Genomic DNA, 14,995 nt, shown 5'->3' with positions numbered 1-14,995 from the left:
ATAAATAAGATGAGGAATTGGTCAATTTTATTATTAATAACGTGGTGTACGATATTCACCAGTGCACAGGTAGTTACATCCGATCCAACCATTCCGGTGGAAAGCGATGCGGTTACAATCACATTTTATGCGGATCAGGGAACAGGAGGTTTGGAGAATTTTACAGGTGAAGTATATGCCCATACCGGTGTTATTACGGATCAAAGTACCAGTGGCTCGGATTGGAAATATGCACCTGCATGGGGGGATAATGATGCGAAATATAAACTGACAAGAACTGCAGCCAATACTTATACATTAACCATTTCACCCAATATTCGCGACTATTATGGAGTTCCGTCGGGCGAGAAGATTGAGCAAATGGCCTTTGTTTTTAGAAGTGCGGATAAATCCCTGGAAGGCAAGGATACGGGAGGTAAAGATATATTTGTGAATGTATCAGAGGAGATATTAACCGTGTCAATATCCACTCCGGCAGATAATAGTGTATTTGAGAGCGGAGCTGATGTTGAGGTAAAAGTAGATGCCTTGCTCAACGATAACCTTGAGCTTTTTGTAAATGGGACTTCTGTTGCCAGTACGTCTGCCCAATCACTCACTCATACGGTTACAAATATAACTCTCGACGAATATGAGTTAAGAGCTGTAGCAACCAAAGGTGCGGAGACAGTTGAGTCCAGCATCAAGTTTTACGTGAGGGGAGAGGTGGTTAACGAAACCAAACCTGCAGGGTTACGCAGGGGAGTTAACGTAATTGACGCAAATACTGTTACCGTATTATTGTTTGCTCCGGATAAGGAGTTTGTATACCTAATGGGCGATTTCAACGATTGGGAACCTTCCAACGATGCCCTGATGAAAAAAGATGGGGACTATTTTTGGTTGACATTGGATGGTTTAAACATTGAAACAGAATATGCTTATCAATTTTGGTTTGATGAGGGATTGAAAGTAGCTGATCCGTACACCAATAAAGTGCTTGATCCCTGGAACGACCAGTATATTCCGGAAGGCGTTTATCCAAGCCTTAAAGCTTATCCTGATGATAAAACAGAGGAAATCGTAAGCGTTTTTGCAACTGCCGATCAAAGTTACAATTGGCAGGTGGAAGATTTTGAGGTGCCCGATGCTACCAAACTGGTTATTTATGAATTGCTTATTAGAGACTGGTCTGAAAACGGAGATATAAAAACGGTTACTGACTCTATTGATTATTTCAAGCGCCTTGGAGTAACGGCTATCGAACTAATGCCATTCAACGAGTTTGAAGGTAATGACAGTTGGGGTTATAATCCATCCTTTTATTTTGCGCCGGACAAGGCTTATGGAACCGCAGAAGATTACAAAGAATTTATTGATGTTTGCCACCAAAACGGAATTGCGGTTTTAATGGATATGGTGCTGAACCATTCCTTTGGCCAATCTTCGTTTGCCCGGATGTATTTCGAAGGTGGAAAGCCTGCGGATAATAACCCCTGGTACAACCGCGAACATAATATGCTGGAGCCTGCGGCCCATTGGGGTTACGACTTTAACCATGAAAGCCTTGAAACTCAAATGTTGGTTGACTCAATCAATGAATTCTGGTTAAAAGAGTATAAAATAGATGGGTTTAGGTTCGATTTTACCAAGGGATTTACAAATAAAGAATATCCTGTGGGAGATTGGGCCAGTGCCTATGATCAGGGCCGTATAAATATATTGAAGCGTATGGCCGATGAAATCTGGAGCGTGAAAGAGGATGCGATTATTTCTTTTGAACATTTAAGCGAGAACTCAGAGGAAAAAGTATTGGCCGAATATGGCATATTGCTATGGGGTAATCATAATTATAATTTCTATCGAGCAACTGAGGGTAAAATAAATGGTTCAGATTTCTCGTGGGCTTCATATCTTCAAAGAGATTGGAGTAAACCACATATCATTAATTACATGGAAAGTCATGATGAGGAACGAATCATGTATAATAATCTAAATGATGGAGAAAGTTCTGGAGACTACGATGTTACTGATTTACCCACTGCACTTAATCGTACAGAGGCTGCCGCAGTGTTTTTAATGACTATACCAGGACCTAAGATGATTTGGCAGTTTGGCGAACTAGGTTATGATATTTCCATTGACGAGAATGGCAGAACAGGTAAGAAGCCTATTAAATGGGAATATTACGAAGATGAAAACAGGAAGGCACTTTATAATACTTATTCAGAAATCATCGACTTAAAGAAAAACGAGTCCGTTTTTTCAACCGAAGATTTCAATATGGAAGTTTCTGCTTCAACCAAACTTATTGAGCTTAATGAAAGCGGCTCTGATATTCGTTTGGTGGGCAACTTCGATTTAATTGAGAAAACAGTGTTGCCAAAATTCAGCTCCACAGGATATTGGTTTAATCATTTCGATGGTGATAGCATAAACGTTACCGGTACAAATATGACATACACTTTACAACCAGGTGAGTTTGCCCTGTTTACTCAGAAAAAGCTGGATGGTTTTGTTCCTCATGTGGGTATTGGCGATCCCACTTATTTTAATAACGCATGGATAGCGCCCAATCCGGTTACTGCTGTGTTGCGCATTTATTCTGGTGATAACCCATTCGAAAGAATTAAGATAACTTCTATAACCGGGCAATTGATAATCGATAAAGCTATTAATGGAAGAGAGGACAGTGTTGATTTATCCTCTTATCCTACTGGTATTTATTTAATCCACTTGATAGGCGATAATAATGGTTATCGGGCATTTAAAGTGATAAAGCATTAATATATGGATAGGCTCGTACTTTTGTTATATACTTGGGGGAGTATTTTGCAACCTCCGGTTTTTTATGGATAAACTAGGGAATAGTGTTTGGGTTTGTCCAGAGTAGACGTCAATATTATAAACGCATATTCTGCCCTTTGATGGTAGAATATGGGGGTTAACGTACTTAAGTAAAATTTATAATGCATTTTTGTTGAACAATCAAAGATGAAAGCCGTAAAAATTTATTTTAAATATATGCATTCTTAAATTTTTCCGACTAAACATAACAAGCCAAAATCCTATTTGGTTTTGGCTTGTCCACGTTAAATTTTAATGCTTACTATGATCCTCTTTTTTTGAAGCTGTTCTATCGTATTTGCAGCATCCGGGTAATGAGCTGTAAGTTTCATCCTTGGCTTTGTGCATGTCAGTATCATGCCCAACCTTGGCAATGGCCATGTGGACTTTATGGACGTTGGTTTTTGATTCATCGAATGAAACTTTTATCATTTTGGTTTGCTTATCCCAGTCGGCACCGGTTACCCCCTCAACCGATTGGGCCGCTTTTTCGATACGGTTTTCGCACATACCGCAGTTGCCATACACTTTAAATTTTTCTGTTTTTGCCTGAGCAAATAGCATACTTGTTCCTAAAAGGAACATACTTATTAAACTTAACATTTTTGTTTTCATATTATTTTAATTTTAATTGTTATTTCGCATAATCAAGTATCTCGCTGGTTTCCCCGCAACTCAGCATCATATCCCCAAAATATGGATTCCGTATTTCGTCATCTGAACTGAACCAATAAGCACCTTTATCTTTTTCAGCCATGGGACAATACTGGTAATAGGCTGTCACATTGTTTAGTCCGAAAGCTTTAAGGCTTTTGTAAAAGGTCAAATTGAATTTGGCGAATTCGGTTCGTTGTTTTTCAACATCCATCGATTTACTTATTGATTTGGATGTTTTTTCAAGAACAGCAACGTATTCCATCCATGCCATATGGGCATCACCTTTTAGTAATCCCATATCAACGCTTTCGATGCTATTAACCAATTCATCGGCCATTGTTATAACTTTTTGAGCATCAGATGTAATGAATGCATCTTTCATCAATAGGTATTTGTTGTAAACATCAGTCAGTTGCTTTTTGAATTCAACGCTAACATTAAATTTTTGTGGTTCTTTCGCCAGGTCTTTCCTTCCGTTCGCAGACATGGGTTGGTCATCATGATTGTGCCCTGTTGAATCAGCTCTCCCATCAGGGTTCATCATACTTGTTTTTCCCGCCAGTTGTGCCGCTGCATCGATTTTGAATACACCGTTTACCGCAATTTCCTCTCCTTCTTGCAAGCCCTTGGCTACTACATAAAAATTACCTGCCTCCGGTCCCAAAACAATTTCACGATAAAGGAATGATGGATTTTCCCTGTTCGGAACTTTTACATATACCACTGCTCTTTTTCCCGTCCAAAGCAATGCCGTTTTAGGGATGAGTATTTCAGTGCCCGCTGCTGCAAATTTCGAATTTACAATACCCTTTGTGAACATCTCTGGTTTTACTTCAAGTTTGGGATTCATTAACTCTACCCTTACCTTTGCTATTCTGGTTCTTGAATCAATAAAGGGGTCGATAAATGAAACTTTACCTTTAAAATTTCTACCTGGTAATGATTGTATAGTAAACTCAACTTCATCCTTTAACTTAATCCAGGGTAAATCACTTTCATAGGCATCAAACAAAGCCCACACTTTGGTTAAATCAACCACTTTGAAAAGAGCCGAACCTTCCTTTATATAATCACCAATGGCTGCATGGCGCATGGTAACGGTTCCTGAAATTGGAGAAAGTACATCAAAGTACAACAGTGGTTCTCCTTTTTCTTCAATCGCTTTAATTTGTTTGTCGGTTAAACCCCAAAGCTTCAGTTTGCCTATTGCTGCTGTGTACAATGCCGGTCGGGATTCCTTAAAGGCAATAGCCTCCAAAAGTTCTCGTTGTGCGGTGACTAACTCAGGGGAGTAGATGGTGGCCAGCTTTTGCCCCTTTTTAACATTTTGCCCGGTAAAGTTCACAAACAGTTCCTCTATTCTTCCTCCAAAACGAGCTGTTAACTCAGCAATTCTTCGCTCGTCTTCCTGTATTTTGCCCTGAAGATGAATCGATTTTTCAGGAGTTCCGGTATCCACCACCAAAGTTTGAATCGCAGCCAGTTTTGCCGCTGATTCAGACATCATAATTTCATTAGGATCCACATCTTCACCGTCTGCAACCATCGATGCCAACGGGATTAAATCCATGCCGCATATTGGACAATCGCCCGGTTCATCTTGTTTGATTTGGGGGTGCATGGAACAAGTCCAGGATGAAGGGTCTTCCGATTCATGGTCATGACCTTCATGACCCGTTAGCTCTTGTTCTTCTTTGTTAGTTGTACTTGAGCTTCCTGAGTGAAAAAAAAGCCACCCCAAAAGTAATCCAACCACTAAAGCGCCAATTACAAGCTTTAAGTTTTGTTTTATATTCTCTGTGATATTCTTCATGATAATAAATTAATTTGTCTTTGCTTAGTCTGACATTGCAATGAGCGCAGTCGAACTGTTATTTACCCATTAAGTAATTGAGGAATGAAATGGCACCTTGCTTATCCGCAATCGCTTTTTCTTTTTCTAAATGATATGTCAATACTTTACGCTCCATCCTTAATATTTCCTCGAAATCCTTGTTTCCTGTTACGTACCCCGTTTCCAGAATTTTAATTGCTTTTAGCGCCAGGTCAAGTTGCGTGTCGTACAATTGAATCCTTCTTTTTGCATCATGATAGTCTTTCCACCCATTTTCAAAAAGTGTTTCCAAAAGATTGTTTTTATTCTCTTTTTCGAATGACTTCGTGGCTTCCAAATAAATTACCTCTTGCACTTTTGCTTTGTATTTATTACGGTATAGCGGAATGGTTAAACCAACCGATGGAAAGATAAAAGCGTCTTTTCCCGCAAGGTTATTTTCACCTTTACCCATCAAAATATAATCGAACCCAATGTTGAAATTCGGGTTACCGCTGCGTTTGGCCACATCGCGTTGGTATTCCAAAGCGGCTTGCTGTAATTCGATGGATAGTAATTGGTGGTTATTAGTTGTAACAGAATCAAGTGCAGCCTGTTTTGAAATGGGAAAATCATTTCGCCACAAATCGTCAGGTACAGAAATCGACTCAATTTCATGCGTATTTAAAAAGTTCTTAAACATCACTTCAAGAACATATTCTTGGTCTTTGAGCAGCGCGAGTTGATTTTCCAGTTCATTAATCTCCATTTCAATGCGGTATTCATCAACAACGGAAACTTTCCCCACTTCAACTTTAATCGTTGCTAACTTTTGAAAGGTTTGCAGTATTTCGATGTTCTCAAGCGTTATTGCTATCGCCTTTTTATTAAAATATAGATTAAAATATGCGCCTCTTACTTCATTAAAAAGTTTGGACTTAGTCTCTTCAAACAATTCGTATTTCGCCTTTGCCGTTCGAATGGCTGCGTTTTCTTTGGCTGCCAAAGTACCAAACCAAGGGAATAGGTGGGATGCAGATATTCTAAATTGCTGCGGACCAACACGGGTTTCAACAGGGCTTATAAAATATGCAAAAGCAACTTGCGGGTCGGGCAAAGCTTTAACCTGCGGTGCAATTTCCAAAGCTGCCATATAATCGTTAAACTTTGCCTTTAATTCAGGATTATTTTCCGATGCTATTCGCAAATAATTGTCCAAATCTTCCCGTTGTGCCGTAACCCATGAAGTAAGCAACACAAACAATAGGAGTGTTATTATCTTGATTTTCCTCATGGCTTATACTTTTTGTTGTCTCATTTCCTTTTTTATTCTTTGTTCCTGCCACATACTGTACAGCACCGGAACCACAAACATGGTTAACACTTCAATAGTCATACCTCCAAACAGTGGGATGGCCATTGGGACCATAATATCAGAACCTTTACCCGTTGAAGTCAGCACTGGAAGTAAAGCGATTATTGTTGTTGCTGTTGTCATGATGGCCGGGCGCACCCTTTTTGAACCAGCTTCTAAAATAAGCGCACGAATTTCTTTTACGCTTTTCGGATTATTCTTTTCCTGAAGTTGTTTAATGTAAGTACTGATGAGCACACCATCGTCGGTTGCCACACCGAAAAGGGCGATAAAGCCGACCCAAACAGCAACACTGAGGTTAATGGTTTTTATCTGGAATAAATTCTGAAGATGTATGCCTCCTACTGTAGCATCCATAAACCAGGGCTGACCATACAGCCATAACATGATAAAACCACCGGAAAACGCAACAATAACACCGGTAAAGATTAACGATGTTGATGTTACCGAACGGAATTGAAAATAGAGTATCAGGAATATGACTATCAACGAAACTGGAATAACAATCATTAAACGTTTTGTAGCCCTGATTTGATTCTCGTAGTTTCCGGTAAATACATAGTTTACGCCCGCAGGAACAATAAATTCACCTGATTCGATTTTTCCAGATAAGTACTCCTGTGCATTTTCCACCACATCCACCTCGGCAAAGCCATCTTGTTTATCGAAGATTACATACCCTACAAGAAATGTATTTTCACTTTTAATTAATTGCGGGCCCCTTACGTAATGAAATGTGACTAATTCTCCCAATGGAATTTGGGAGCCGCTCGCTGTTGGAATTAATATCTTTTTTAAGTCCTCGGGATTGTCACGAAATTCACGGGCATAACGTAAGCGAACCGGGAAACGTTCCCTACCTTCAACTGTAGTTGTTAATTGCATGCCGCCAATACCGCTACTGATTACATTTTGTAAGCTTTTTACGGTAATTCCATATCGTGCAATGGCATCCCGGTTTATCTCCATTTCCAAATACGGTTTGCCAACTACACGGTCGGCAAATACCGACATGCTTTCAACACCCTCCACATGCTTCAAATGATTTTCAATTTCAAAGCCAACTTTTTCGATGCTTTCCAAATCAGGACCATACACCTTTATTCCCATGGGAGCTCGCATGCCTGTTTGAAGCATTACCAAACGGGTTGAGATAGGTTGTAATTTGGGAGCCGAAGTTAATCCCGGTATGGAGGATTGTTTGATTATTTCGTCCCAAATATCATCGGGAGATTGTATTTCATCTCTCCATTGCCGGAAATATTCACCGTTTTTATCTACTGTCAGATTCTCTTTCTCGATTAACCGGAATCCCTCTTCTTTGGGATTGTAAGTTGAACCATCAACCAAAACAAATGCATCATTTTTATCGGTTTTAAAACGCATTCGATGCCCCTTTTCATTCAGAATGTATTCCGGTTTATAATTGATGACATTCTCGTACATGGAGGTTGGTGCAGGGTCAAGTGCAGAATTTACCCGTCCCCATTTTCCAACTACACTTTCAACTTCAGGAATAGCATTTACTTTTTTATCCAATATTCTGATGACTTCCAGATTTTCTTCAATTCCAGAATGTGGCATGGTGGTTGGCATCAATAAGAACGAACCTTCGTCAAGCGATGGCATAAATTCTTTACCGATACCCGGCATTTTTTCTGATAAGGTGCTGTATAAATTTGTTTTTTTTACAAAATCGGGTATAAATCCAAAGAGCTTATCGAAACCTTGCCAGGTAGTTATTCCAAATACTACAATCAGCATTGGTAGGGTTAAAAATTTCCATTTATTGTTTAATGCCCAATTCAAAAGCCTTGGGTAGAACAACACCACCATGGATAAAGCGCCCAAAACAATTGCAACAATTACGATTACAAACAGGAAGTTGGCAAACAAGCTGTTTTGCGCCCCAAGTGGTAACCATGCTTTTGTCAGGAAAAAGATGATGGTAACACCTGTGATAATGATGTTGATGTAGTTTGTCCAACCTTTTCTTTTTTTAGACCACCTGTCTGCAAAAAATGCATTTACTCCGTATGCGGTCAAAACTAAAGCGATATAATATCCGCTAAGAATTGAGATGATAATACCTGCAACAGCTAATGTAATGTTCAGGGTTTTCCGGTATTTTTTTTTGTCGAAACGTATAGAGAATACAAAATTGGCCAGGGTTGGAATAATGATCAACCCAATGAGCAATGCAGCAAGCATTGTAAATGTTTTGGTGAAAGCCAATGGCTTGAATAGCTTGCCTTCTGCTGCTTCCATAGCAAAAACGGGTAAGAAACTAACAACGGTTGTAGAAATGGCCGTTATCACCGCACCCGCCACCTCTGTTGTGGCTTTATAGACCACATTTAAAAGTTTTTTACCTTTTGCGCCGAGGTGTTCAGTCAGTTCTATGTGCCTGATTATATTTTCGGTAAACACCACCCCCACATCAACCATAACCCCAATTGATATAGCAATACCTGAGAGTGCTACAATGTTTGCATCGACACCAAAACGGCGCATGGTTATGAAAGTTATCAATACACCAATGGGCAATAAGCTTGAAATTAAGAATGAAGCCCTTAGGTTAAACACCAAAACAATAACCACCAAAATGCTGATTAACAACTCAAGCGAAATGGCTTCTTCCAGTGTGCCCAAAGTTTCTTTAATTAATCCGGTACGGTCGTAAAAAGGTACGAGGGTTACTTTTGAAACAGTGCCGTCTGCCAATGTCTTTGAGGGTAAGCCCGGTTCAATTTCAGCTATTTTCTTTTTAAGGTTATCGATGGTATGCAATGGGTTTGCACCATATCTGGCAACCACAACGCCGCCAACTGCTTCTGCTCCTCCTTTATCCAAGCCGCCTCGCCTGGTAGATGGACCAAAGTTTACTTTTGCCACATCTTTAATGTGGATAGGGACATTGTCGTTTACTGCAACCACACTCTTCTCAAGGTCCTCGAGGTCTTTAATATACCCCAATGCCCTAACCAGATATTCTACACGATTAAATTCAATGGTTCGTGCGCCTATATCGAGATTGCTGTTTTTTACGGCAGCCATTATTTGCGCTACATTCACCCCATGGGCTTTCATGGCATTCGGGTCAATGTCTATTTGATACTCCTTGACAAAACCCCCAATGGATGCTACTTCTGCAACGCCTTTTGCAGATGTTAACGAATAACGCACATAAAAATCCTGTATGGTTCTCAACTCATGCGGGTCCCATCCTCCTGCGGGATTACCGTCTTTGTCACGGCCCTCTAAAGTGTACCAGTAAATCTGGCCTAATGCTGTGGCATCGGGTCCCAAAGCGGGCGTTACAGCCTCGGGCAGCGTTCCGGCGGGCAGCGAATTTAACTTCTCCAATATCCGGGTACGGCTCCAGTAAAATTCTACATCTTCGTCGAAGATGATGTAAATACTGGAAACGCCAAAGATGGAGTTGCTCCGGATAGTTTTAACTCCCGGGATACCCAAGAGGGAAGTGGTGAGTGGATACGAAATCTGGTCTTCGATATCCTGTGGCGAACGGCCCGGCCATTCGGTGTAAACAATTTGTTGGTTTTCGCCAATATCGGGAATGGCATCCACAGGGACGGGGTCGGAGGGTAAAATACCGGTATCCCAACCGAAAGGAGAGTTTACAATTCCCCACGAAATGAAAACAATGAGTACTAAAAACGTAACCAGTTTGTTTTCAAGAAAAAACTTTATGGTTTTATTCAACATGATTCTCTTTTATAATTCTATTTCAAACACAAATTAAATGCACAAGCATTTAAGCCATGGTACAACTACCATAGCTTTGCTTCCATGTTTCAAAATCATAAAAGATAAGTTTGCCTTATGGCAAGGGAAGTCTGAATTTTTGGCGGTGGCGGCGAATCAATTAATTCATAATCCTCAGCAATTGAATTTTCCTCAATCATAGAATTGAAGACTACTAATGATACTGCCAATAAATAAAAATGAACTGATTCGGGTATTTCTATTGCCGTTGAAACAGAAAAATCTTCATCTAACTGATATACTTCGGTCTTGTTTTTACAGCAATCGTCTGAATCGCAACAAGCCTCAGCCTCCACATAAAGAGAAGTTGAGATTAATTCTCCCCCACAATAATGCATAGAAATGGTTACTCCTGCTGTTGCTGTAGTCAGGAATAGTGCCATTATAATATGTGTAATTCTTCTAAGCATTATATAGAGGTTATATACAAAGAAACGAAATTATTGAATAAATGTTTATAAAATGGTGGCCGTTAACAAAATGTTAACCCCGGTTTTCTTCAACTACTAGCTATTCGATTTGTTTATAACCAAGAGAATCTATGACTTCTTTTATTTTCTCCATTTCAAAGTTGTCGCCTTTAAGCGTAACCGTTTTATCGCTTAGATTAACATCTGCCTTACTTAGAAAATCTAACTTTTCGAGGTTGTTTTCTACATTTGCCTTGCAATGATTGCAAGTCATTCCTTCCACTTTTATTGTTTTAATTTCCATGGTATTATTATTTAATTGAATAGTACTCTTTTTGGTGTTCAGATATTTCTGAACATATCCATTGATGATGAGGACAATTAGAACAATGCCTGATGTAAATTGCCACAAGTTTATACTTTGCCCATGATTATGGCCCAAATGTTGATGGGCGATTTCGGTAAACCATTGGGTGGGCAAAGCGTAATCAATTATTAATCCACATCCCACAGCCCCCGCAATAATGGTTGCCAAATAAGTAATCAAACTTCTTTTTCCCAATACTTTACCTATCATGGTTATTGTGGCAGCGTTGGTTGCCGGGCCAGCCATTAATAAAACAAATGCAGCTCCCGGACTTATACCTTTAAGAATCAATATTGCTGCCAAAGGGATTGAACCTGTAGCGCAAATATAAAGTGGGATAGAAACAAGCAGAATTAAGAACATTTGAACAATAGGGGGCATATTCATAAGCTCAAAGAATTCATTGGGTATTAATGCAGAAATAATGGCTGCCAATACCAATCCAATCACCAGCCATTTGGATATATCCTGAATAAACTCAATAAATCCATAACGAAACGCATCGACTACCTTTTGAGTAAATGTTTTATGTTCCTCGGTTTGTTTCTGAAATGTTCGTGTATCTGATTCGGTTTTAGTAACAACACTTGTAATTAACCCACCTGTTATACCAGTTACCAAAGCTGCCAATGGTCTGATTATCGCAAAGGGTAATCCCAACAAAGAAAAAGTTGCTAATATTGAATCAACCCCGGTTTGCGGTGTGGATATTAAAAAGGAAACCGTACCTCCTTTAGATGCTCCATTTTTATAAAAAGCCGTACCTGTTGGAATAACGCCACATGAGCATAACGGCAATGGCACACCTAACAAAGAAGCTAATACCGAAGACCTAAAAGGCTTACCATTAAAATATTTTTCGATTTTCTTCTTTGGAATAAAGGCATAAAGCAATCCGGCAAAAAAGAAACCAAGCAAAAGATAAGGAGACATTTCACTCAATATCTTCACCAAATCATTTAGAAACGTGGTAACATATTTTAGTACTTCCATGGCTCTGTTTTAAACCTCCATTTTTTAATATTACAAAGTAAGGAAGTAAATATGTGATGGCTATTACACGATTTTGGAAAAAAGTTATATCATTTTTGTTTCTGAGACGCAAGTTTCATGATAGCCGATTGGAATTTGCTTGTAGAATTAAATTCGGATTTGCATCAGGAGATTACACCTCGTCAAGTGGTTTCCGCTTGTTTTCTTTGAGTTTTTTAAAGTGGGAAGGCGTCAGTCCGGTAACTTTTTTAAATTGATTGGAAAGGTGCTGGACACTGCTATATCCTAATTGGTAGGAGATTTCATTTAGGGATAATTCATCATAAACCAGCAGCTCTTTTGCTTTTTCTATTTTCTGATTGATAATATATTTCTCAATGGTAATGCCTTCTACCGACGAAAATAAATTACTAAGGTAGGAATAATCAAAACCTAACTCTTTTGCGATGTAATCAGAGTTGTTAATTGACTCAAATGAGTTTTCAGCGTAGTGTATTTTTTCGATGATTAAGGTTTTAATACTGTCAATCAATTTGCTTTTCTTATCATCAATTAACTCAAAACCATTTTCATCTAAAATTTGTCTGACTTCTTCAATTTTATCATTTGAGAGCTGGGGAGAAACAATGACTTTGCCTAGCTCTATTTCTTCAATAATCAAATCCAGCTTTGCAAACTCGTCCCTGACCACTTTTATACAGCGCTTGCAGACCATGTTTTTGATATGTAGAGTTGTTGAATTCATATTGCAAAGATACAATTAACAACAGTTTTGACCTTGTTGCATTAGGGGACATTTTACCAAACCGTAGGAGCAATACACGCAACAGTCACCTTTCTTTGGTTTCAAGACAGATTTGCACTTTTCACACTCATAGAAAAACTGGCATGAATCTTCCGGCATGGTTTCTTCCTTTTGAAATCCGCAATTAGGACAGGTAATTGTTGATTTTAGTAAGATAAACTTCATGATTTTCCCAATTTTAATATTCTAATTGCCCCTTTTACAACTATCAAAAAAACCATTGGGCCAATAATTAAATCGGGATATTTGAATTGTGTGCGTAATACCAATAATCCTGCAAGAAACACCCCTGCTTTAGTGATCACATCGTTGGATGTAAATATCATACTCGCTCTCATGTGAGCTTCTTTGCTTTTTGATTTTTGGAGTAGGTATAAGCAAATTGCATTGGCTATTAAGACAAAGATAGATACATCAATCATAATTCGGAAATCAGGCATAGCTTCAAAGCCAACAAACCTTCTGGTCACTTCAATAATTCCTGCTATGGCAAGTGTCAACTGGAAATAACCACTTAAACGGGCTACTTTCTTTTTTCTAAGAACAGCAGAGCCAATAGCCCATAAGCTAAGTCCATATACCAACGAATCGGCTACCAACCCCATTAATTTGGAGATTAAGCCTGTTGTTAATTCAATTATAAAGAAACCAAAATTAATTATTAGAACAGACCAAAGCAATTTTGATTGCAAATAGCAACGTTTTATTTTAATACCTTTATCGTCTGCCAAACTTGAATTTGACAGTTTTACACCAAAGTTTAACCCGGATTATGTATTGTAGGTTCGTCATGAGCATTGCAAGTACAATAAAACAAGGTATTACTGAAACGAGGTATAACTAGGCCCGATTACTTTCGGGAGCATCGTTCTGGTGAGTTGAAGTGATGCAACGAAGTGTCTTGTTTTAAAGTAATTTCACAATGTGTAATAAAATTTCTAATGCATATTGCGGGTTTAATGATTCCAAGCGAGATAATATTTCATTATCTTCTTATGCATGAAATACAGTGAGGTTTCAGTTTTTTATATCAAATTCTAATTTTCTAATTGAATGTAGTCCATCCAGTTTCGTGCGTATCATGTTTTCTTCGGACGGACAATCCATTTTGGGAAAATGATATAACGATTTGTACATTTCGTTTGATGTTAATGATGATGCCCATGTCCGTGGATATGTCCTTTATGTTCCTTGTCGATATCCAATAAAACAATGCCTGAATCCTTTAATAATCCAATAGACCATTTAATAATTACTATAGAACTTAGAATCGCCGCAATCGTGTCAATAAAAGGTATATCCCAAATCATAGCAGCAGTTAATCCTAAAATAGCAGCCAAACTGGTTAAAGCATCAGCGATTACGTGTAAGTAGGCAGCTTTAATGTTATGGTCGGATTGTTCATGTTCGTGATGCAACAGAAATGCGCTGACAATATTTACGACCAACCCAATAGTAGCCACCAAAATTGCCTCTTTGTAAACAATGTCGGCAGGATTAAAGAATCGTTCAATTGCTTCTGCCACGATAACAATAGCAAATATTAATAGCATCAAGCCACTGCTATATCCCGAAAGGGAGAGGATTTTATTGGAGTTGCCACTGAATTTTTCATTCTGGGAAACTTTTCTTACAATAACATAAGCTAACCAACTTAAACCAATTGCCAGAACGTGGGAACCCATGTGAATACCATCAGCTAATAAAGCCATCGAGTTTGTTGTGATTCCAAATATAATTTCGACTACCATAGTAATGGCAGTCAACAAAACTACCCAAAGTGTTTTCTTCTCATGTTGATGCTTCTCCATATTCTATATTTATAATTGAAACACAAAAGTATTGTATCTGGTTTGAGTTTCATATACCAATTTTTAGTGATTTTTCACGTAAGTGATGGGTATTGAATGTGGTCGGGTTTGGTATGATGCGATTTTAAAGGCAAGAATAAATAGCTTTA

Annotated in this window: 11 protein-coding genes; 1 reads left to right on the top strand and 10 read right to left on the bottom strand. The window is 38.7% G+C overall.

Features of this window, described 5'->3' with window-relative positions:
* Window positions 1–9 precede the first annotated feature (9 nt).
* A complete protein-coding gene (locus ACRD64_RS02585; RefSeq protein WP_430931595.1) occupies window positions 10–2,766 on the top strand; it encodes an alpha-amylase family glycosyl hydrolase in 2,757 nt (918 codons plus the stop codon).
* Between the two features lie 312 nt (window positions 2,767–3,078).
* Here ACRD64_RS02585 and ACRD64_RS02580 read toward each other — a convergent pair whose 3' ends face one another.
* The 10 genes from ACRD64_RS02580 to ACRD64_RS02535 form a co-directional block, all read right to left on the bottom strand.
* Window positions 3,079–3,441, bottom strand: a complete 363-nt coding sequence (locus ACRD64_RS02580) for a heavy-metal-associated domain-containing protein (RefSeq protein ID WP_430931594.1) — start codon at window positions 3,439–3,441, stop codon at window positions 3,079–3,081.
* A 19-nt stretch (window positions 3,442–3,460) separates the two neighbouring features.
* Entirely contained in the window at window positions 3,461–5,296 is a 1,836-nt protein-coding gene (locus ACRD64_RS02575; protein WP_430931593.1) for an efflux RND transporter periplasmic adaptor subunit, read from the bottom strand.
* A gap of 58 nt (window positions 5,297–5,354) precedes the next feature.
* Complete coding sequence (locus ACRD64_RS02570; protein ID WP_430931592.1) at window positions 5,355–6,590, bottom strand: TolC family protein; 1,236 nt, start codon at window positions 6,588–6,590, stop codon at window positions 5,355–5,357.
* Window positions 6,591–6,593: 3 nt separating this feature from the next.
* The gene (locus ACRD64_RS02565) at window positions 6,594–10,400 is read right to left on the bottom strand and encodes an efflux RND transporter permease subunit (protein WP_430931591.1); all 3,807 of its coding nucleotides are present in this window, start codon (window positions 10,398–10,400) and stop codon (window positions 6,594–6,596) included.
* A 95-nt stretch (window positions 10,401–10,495) separates the two neighbouring features.
* The gene (locus ACRD64_RS02560) at window positions 10,496–10,870 is read right to left on the bottom strand and encodes an HYC_CC_PP family protein (protein WP_430931590.1); all 375 of its coding nucleotides are present in this window, start codon (window positions 10,868–10,870) and stop codon (window positions 10,496–10,498) included.
* A gap of 100 nt (window positions 10,871–10,970) precedes the next feature.
* A complete protein-coding gene (locus ACRD64_RS02555) occupies window positions 10,971–12,230 on the bottom strand; it encodes a permease (protein WP_430931589.1) in 1,260 nt (419 codons plus the stop codon).
* Window positions 12,231–12,402: 172 nt separating this feature from the next.
* Window positions 12,403–12,975 carry a helix-turn-helix domain-containing protein gene (locus ACRD64_RS02550; RefSeq protein WP_430931588.1) on the bottom strand — a complete coding sequence of 191 codons (573 nt, stop codon included), beginning with the start codon at window positions 12,973–12,975 and terminating at the stop codon, window positions 12,403–12,405.
* 15 nt (window positions 12,976–12,990) lie between these two features.
* A complete protein-coding gene (locus tag ACRD64_RS02545) occupies window positions 12,991–13,200 on the bottom strand; it encodes a GDCCVxC domain-containing (seleno)protein (protein ID WP_430931587.1) in 210 nt (69 codons plus the stop codon).
* The gene (locus tag ACRD64_RS02540; RefSeq protein ID WP_430931586.1) at window positions 13,197–13,727 is read right to left on the bottom strand and encodes a cation transporter; all 531 of its coding nucleotides are present in this window, start codon (window positions 13,725–13,727) and stop codon (window positions 13,197–13,199) included. Before ACRD64_RS02540 ends, ACRD64_RS02545 begins: the two co-directional genes overlap by 4 nt.
* Window positions 13,728–14,183: 456 nt before the next feature.
* On the bottom strand, window positions 14,184–14,846 hold the full coding sequence (locus ACRD64_RS02535) for a cation diffusion facilitator family transporter (protein WP_430931585.1): 663 nt from the start codon (window positions 14,844–14,846) through the stop codon (window positions 14,184–14,186).
* Window positions 14,847–14,995 lie beyond the last annotated feature (149 nt).

Origin of the sequence: Saccharicrinis sp. 156 (genome assembly GCF_050589685.1) — a bacterium.
GTDB lineage: Bacteria > Bacteroidota > Bacteroidia > Bacteroidales > Marinilabiliaceae > Saccharicrinis.
This window is presented reverse-complemented; position numbering and strand designations above follow the sequence as displayed.